The organism is Cedecea sp. AS113 (genome assembly GCF_037152415.1).
Classification (GTDB): Bacteria; Pseudomonadota; Gammaproteobacteria; order Enterobacterales; family Enterobacteriaceae; genus Cedecea.
Genome location: NZ_JBBCMI010000040.1, coordinates 1 through 5692 on the forward strand (window position 1 = coordinate 1; position 5692 = coordinate 5692).

The 5692-nt window shown below is 51.7% G+C and carries 6 protein-coding genes and 1 pseudogene; 6 read left to right on the forward strand and 1 reads right to left on the reverse strand.

From position 1 onward, the window contains the following. Positions 1 to 737: 737 nt before the first annotated feature. The 6 genes and pseudogenes from WFN87_RS23800 to WFN87_RS23825 all read left to right on the forward strand — a co-directional run. Complete coding sequence (locus WFN87_RS23800) at positions 738 to 875, forward strand: lysis system i-spanin subunit Rz (RefSeq protein WP_442892798.1); 138 nt, start codon at positions 738 to 740, stop codon at positions 873 to 875. A 159-nt stretch (positions 876 to 1034) separates the two neighbouring features. Continuing rightward, positions 1035 to 1325 carry a hypothetical protein gene (locus WFN87_RS23805; RefSeq protein ID WP_336983952.1) on the forward strand — a complete coding sequence of 97 codons (291 nt, stop codon included), beginning with the start codon at positions 1035 to 1037 and terminating at the stop codon, positions 1323 to 1325. A 271-nt stretch (positions 1326 to 1596) separates the two neighbouring features. Next, positions 1597 to 2085 (forward strand): DUF1441 family protein, encoded by a 489-nt coding sequence (locus WFN87_RS23810; protein ID WP_166993878.1) that lies wholly within the window; start codon positions 1597 to 1599, stop codon positions 2083 to 2085. Continuing rightward, positions 2085 to 4190, forward strand: coding sequence for a phage terminase large subunit family protein (locus WFN87_RS23815; RefSeq protein ID WP_336983951.1), 2106 nt, complete (start codon positions 2085 to 2087; stop codon positions 4188 to 4190). Before WFN87_RS23810 ends, WFN87_RS23815 begins: the two co-directional genes overlap by 1 nt. Beyond that, positions 4187 to 4402, forward strand: coding sequence for a hypothetical protein (locus tag WFN87_RS23820; protein ID WP_172567775.1), 216 nt, complete (start codon positions 4187 to 4189; stop codon positions 4400 to 4402). Before WFN87_RS23815 ends, WFN87_RS23820 begins: the two co-directional genes overlap by 4 nt. Beyond that, positions 4399 to 5574, forward strand: a pseudogene (locus WFN87_RS23825) (phage portal protein); the annotation flags it as partial. The gene WFN87_RS23820 and the pseudogene WFN87_RS23825, both read left to right, overlap by 4 nt. 23 nt (positions 5575 to 5597) lie before the next feature. On the opposite strand, the gene WFN87_RS23830 reads toward WFN87_RS23825, so the two are convergent. Beyond that, positions 5598 to 5692, reverse strand: a 95-nt coding sequence (locus WFN87_RS23830) for an IS1 family transposase (protein WP_000306640.1), incomplete at its 5' end; no start/stop codon positions are given.

Sequence of the window (5692 nt, forward strand, 5' to 3'; positions counted from 1 at the left end):
TCGGATGGAAACGATAAGGTCAAGCCCGTTGAGTGTAAAAGCACAGGTTTGTTTGAAAAGGATTTGCTTGAAATCTTACGAAAGTGATTTTTTGCTTTCTTTTTAAAAAAACTCTCAGGAGCAGGAAATCCTTCTATTCCTGAGAGGATGCAAACAGCATCATCGTTACAAAGTCGCGCTACTGTACAGAGTTTCCTGAACCAATCAACTTGTTTTGAAAGTTTTTAGGAATAAATAAATTATTTTTGAAATGTCCTATCTAAAGTGAGATTACCTTCTAAGATTGGTTAGCGGTTTCCGCGTATTGCTCTCTTATGCCTTGTTTTAAACCGCTCTGTCCGAGCGGTTTTTTTTCGATAACTGTTTGTGATTTGAATTGCTCTGTAGTATCGAGGCAAAGGTGGCATATCTTCGTTAGCTAATCGAAACCCGTTTAGTTGGATAAATTATTTACTCGTGAACGATAAAAAATTCTGGTTGGAGCAGACAAAGAACTAAAAACGGCAATGACCCTTTTCGATCCTGTTTCAGCTTGACTAGAGTAACTGGAGTTTTTTGGTGTGTATTCAGAAAAAATAAGCGGGAGGCGACATCACTTATCCCGCTGAAGATTAAGATTTTACTCATCCATTTACCGTAAAAACTCCTACGAGACTTTAGTGAGAATTTAAGATAAGTCAAATTAAATGTGACTTGCATCACATTAATGAGTGATTAGTGTCAGCCGGCAGCGCTGCGTGACAGAAACCAGACTTACTGATGTCGTTAAATGCGATTATTTCCGTCTCAGGGAGCGAATCGAAACCAGCGGCAAAATGATTGCAGGGCTGCAGGAGTACATCAGGCAACAGTGCAGGAGTGGGTATGAGCAATGAATAGCAAAGAAACAGCGTGCCAACGATGCGTAGTAAGTTTGCAATCGTGATTGGTATTATTACAAGTAATCTGCTGAGAAAGTATTAAAAACAATAAAGTAATTCACTAAATCTCCGATAATGGTGACCGCAAACGTCATTTATATTATGGAGCAAGATATGTTAGTGAAGAACGTTGAGAAAAAAATATGGGATATTCAAGGGTTTGATGTGGTGTTCAAGACTCCAGAGGGCGTAAATGTTCGGGGTGATAAGCGCGATATGCCAAGCTATCAGGGAAAGCGTGCATCAAAAAATGATATGACAGTAAGTGAGTGGAAAGAAAAACATTTCAAAAAAATGTATCCAGGTTATGACTGTGATGTTCTCTTGGGTGATGAGGAATCAGCGCACGGCTCTACTAAGTTGGGTACCGTTCGTGATTCTTACCAAGAGGGTGATGATCTATAGGATATTTTGTATAGTCATAACGGCTTAAGCCACTGGCACCCACTAGTGGCTTTTTTATGCGCGGTACCCTTGGCGGTCTTTGATTGATAGTAATGATAAACAATATCATTCGCGGGTCCTCCCGGCGGGGGGGTCTGCCACGGGGCGGCTTGCTCGCGGGAATCGGCTAGTTTTTCGGATCCATGGTCATCATCATCATGTGGGTAGGTTCTTGTTTTTTATGAGGGCCATTTTTCAAAGATGTCGAATCGTTTAAAAAGTGTTCACCATCATGGACCAGGAAATTGCCTCTCTCAAACTCAATATCAACCAACTGGCGGCCATCACCGATGTTCACCGACAGACGGTTGCCGCCCGGCTTAAAAATGTAGAGCCCGCAGCGGGCAGTAACAGCAAATTAAAGCTCTACCTCATCGCGGATATTCTGACCGAACTGATGATCCCGACGGTATCAACCAATCTGGAGGATATGCCGCCGGCCGACCGCCTGGCTCACTGGAAAGCAGAAAATGAAAGGCTCAAGTTTGAGCAAGACACTGGCCAGCTTATTCCTGCGGATGAGGTTGCCAGAGAGTTTTCACTGATGGCAAAAGCCGTCGTCATGGTGCTCGAAACCCTTCCCGATATTCTTGAACGCGACTGCGCGCTGCCGCCGGTGGCGGTTTCTCGCGTCCAGAGCGTGATTGATGATTTACGTGACCAGCTGGCTCAAAAAGTCCTGGATGCAAAAGAAGAGGAGGCCGAAACAGAGGAGGACTGATGGCTAAGCGGGCATCAGCAAGTGGTATCCGCCGCGATGTTTCCGGCATCCTTCGCGCGCCGCGCAGAATGGAGGTCGCCGAGGCGGTCAGTTCTTATATGCGTGTCCCTATGGGGGCAGGTAATTCCGTTCCATGGGATCCTGATCTGGCTCCCTATGTTATCGAACCGATGAACTGCCTGGCGTCACGAGAATACGATGCGGTTGTTTTCGTAGGCCCGGCGCGAACGGGCAAAACGATTGGCCTGATTGATGGCTGGATCGTCTACAACATTGTGTGCGACCCGGCAGATATGCTGGTGATTCAGGTTTCAGAGGAAAAGGCCCGCGAGCATTCGAAGAAGCGCCTGGACCGCACATTCCGCAGTAGCCCGGAAGTGAAAACTCGGTTAAGCCCGCGCAGAAACGATAACAACGTTTATGATCGCACCTTCCGCGCCGGGAACTACCTGAAGCTGGGTTGGCCGTCGGTCAATATCATGTCTTCCTCTGATTATAAAAGTGTGGCGCTCACTGATTACGACCGCTTTCCGGAAGATATTGACGGCGAGGGGGATGCGTTTTCCCTGGCCTCAAAGCGAACCACCACTTTTATGTCGTCGGGTATGACGCTGGTGGAAAGCTCCCCAGGGCGTGACGTGCGTGATACGAAATGGCGCCGTAGTTCGCCACATGAAGCACCACCCACCACGGGTATTCTTTCGTTATACAACCGCGGTGATCGCCGCCGGCTTTACTGGCCATGCCCGCATTGTGGGGAATATTTCCAGCCGGAAATGGACAACATGACCGGCTACCGTGAAATAGCCGATCCTGTCGCTGCCAGCGAGGCGGCGGTGCTCCAGTGCCCGGCCTGTAAGGGCAAAATCACACCTGATATGAAACGCTCCCTGAATATGAAATGCGTGTGGCTCCGCGACGGGCAGCGTATTGATGCTGGTGGAGGCATATCGGGGGAGGGCCGGCGGTCCCGTATTGCTTCCTTCTGGATGGAGGGGCCGGCCGCCGCTTACCAGACCTGGGCGCAGCTGATTTATAAGTTTCTTACCGCCGAGCAGGAGTACGAGGCCACGCGTAGCGAAGAAACGTTAAAAACTGTGGTAAACACCGACTTTGGTCGGCCATACCTCCCGCGCTCCAGCATGGAGCAACGCAAAAGCGAGCTGCTGGAACAGCGCGCCGAAGATGTACCCAAGCGTAGCGTTCCCGATGGCGTCTGCTTCCTGACCGCGACGGTGGACGTTCAGGCCGGACGAAACCGCCGGTTTGTGGTCCAGATTACCGGCTACGGTGCCATGGGGGAGCGCTGGCTGGTGGACCGGTACAACATCAAGCAGTCGTTACGCTGTGATAGCAATGGTGAAAGCCTGCAAATTGATCCGGCAAGTTATCCCGAGGACTGGGATCTGCTGCTGACCGACGTTTTCAATAAAACTTGGCCACTGGCCTCCGACCCGACAAAGGGCATGCGGTTAATGGCGATGGGCGTCGATTCCGGCGGCGAAGATGGGGTGACCGATAACGCTTATAAATTCTGGCGGAAATGCCGCCGCGATGGGCTGGGTAAAAAGGTCTACCTCTTCAAAGGCGACAGTACCACCCGCGATCAACTCATTAAACGCACGATGCCTGATAACACTAACCGAACCGGTCGCCGCGCGCTGGCTGCCGGTGACGTTCCGCTCTACCTCCTGCAGACCAATGCCCTGAAAGACCGGGTGAACAATGCGCTCTGGCGTGAATCACCTGGGCCCGGGTATGTGCATTTCCCGTCATGGCTGGGGAGCTGGTTCTATGAAGAACTGACGTATGAGGAGCGGGCGGTTGACGGCAAGTGGAGCAAGCCCGGTCGGGGAGCGAACGAAGCGTTCGACCTGCTGGTTTACGCGGATGCCCTCGTGATCATGCACGGCTACGAAAAAATCAAATGGCCGGATGCGCCTGAATGGGCGCAGCGGGACACATGGATTGAATCTTTACTTGGGAAAGATGCCTCACCGCCACTCCCGGCAACTATCGCTAAGCCAGTCAGTAAAAAAGAACGGCGCAAGCGCGACAAAACTGAACAAACTAACCCATGGAAAACCTCAGGAGGCTGGGTATGAACCAAAGCGATATTGAAGCCATGATCCAGCGCTACAGTCAGGCTGAAATGGCTGTCCTGGACGGAAAATCAATCCGGTTTAACGGTCAGGAAATGACGATGGAAAACCTCTCCGAGATTCGAAAAGGGCGGCAGGAATGGGAGCGGCGCCTCTCTTCACTGAATCAGAAAAAGCAGGGGCGGCCCGGTTACCGACTGGCGAGGTTTAAATGACAATTCTGGATAACGTAATCGGCGCATTTTCGCCGGGCTGGAAAGCATCGCGGCTCCGCGCCAGGGCGATGATCAAGGCCTATGAAGCGGTAACGCCGACCCGAACACATAAAGCGCGCCGGGAAAACAGGACGGCTGACCAGCTAAGCCAGATGGGTAACGTGTCGCTCCGGGAGCAGGCCCGTTGGCTCGATAACAACCATGATCTGGTGATTGGCATCTTCGATAAGCTTGAAGAGCGGGTTGTGGGATCAAAAGGGATTGTTGTTGACCCTCACCCAAAGCTGACGAACGGCAAGGTTGCCAAGAAACTGGCGAAGGATATTCGTAAGAAATGGGGAGAATGGTCTGTCAGGCCGGAGGTTACCGGGCAGTTTACCCGACCCATGCTGGAACGTCTGATGCTGAGGACCTGGCTCCGCGACGGGGAGGTTTTTGCTCAGCTGGTGCAGGGGAGCGCCACAGGACTGGTTCCCGTGGCCGGGGTGCCTTTCTGGCTTGAAGCTCTGGAGCCTGATTTTGTCCCAATGACCAGTGATGCCGCAAAAAAGCTGAATCAGGGCATCACTGTCGATGACTGGGGGCGGCCTAAAGCGTATCAGGTTTATAAAAGCCTCCCGGTGGCTGGCCGGCAGTTCGATACGAAAGAAATCGACACGGCCAATATGCTGCATCTCAAATTTACCCGGCGTTTGCACCAGACCCGCGGCACGTCGTTGCTCTCGGGGGTGTTAATGCGCCTGAGTGCTCTCAAAGAGTATGAAGATTCTGAACTGACTGCGGCACGTATCGCGGCAGCCCTCGGGATGTACATCAAAAAGGGGGATGGACAAAGCTTTAATACGGACAGTTCCGCGCCGGAAGATCGTGAACTCGATATCCAGCCGGGCATGCTTTACGACGATCTTGAGCCCGGTGAAGAAATCGGCATGATCAAATCCGACCGGCCAAACCCCAACCTCGAAACCTTCCGAAACGGCCAGCTTCGCGCTGTTGCCGCCGGCAGCAGGCTCAGCTTTTCCAGCGCGGCCCGGAATTATAACGGCACTTACAGCGCGCAGCGGCAGGAGCTGGTGGAGTCGACGGACGGCTATCTGATTCTGCAGGACTGGTTTATTGGCGCCGTTACCCGGCCCATGTACCGGGCCTGGCTGAAAATGGCCATTGCCAGCGACGAAATGGTAATGACTCCAACTTATTGATAGTGTTTTATGTTCAGATAATGCCCGATGACTTTATCATGCAGCTCCACCGATTTTGAGAACGACAGCGACTTCCGTCCCAGCCGTG

Bases quoted from the DNA above. Each gene is read 5' to 3' on its own strand.
- WFN87_RS23805 (WP_336983952.1), top strand. From the start codon at position 1,035: ATGTTAGTGAAGAACGTTGAGAAAAAAATATGGGATATTCAAGGGTTT.
- WFN87_RS23810 (WP_166993878.1), top strand. From the start codon at position 1,597: ATGGACCAGGAAATTGCCTCTCTCAAACTCAATATCAACCAACTGGCG.
- WFN87_RS23815 (WP_336983951.1), top strand. From the start codon at position 2,085: ATGGCTAAGCGGGCATCAGCAAGTGGTATCCGCCGCGATGTTTCCGGC.
- WFN87_RS23820 (WP_172567775.1), top strand. From the start codon at position 4,187: ATGAACCAAAGCGATATTGAAGCCATGATCCAGCGCTACAGTCAGGCT.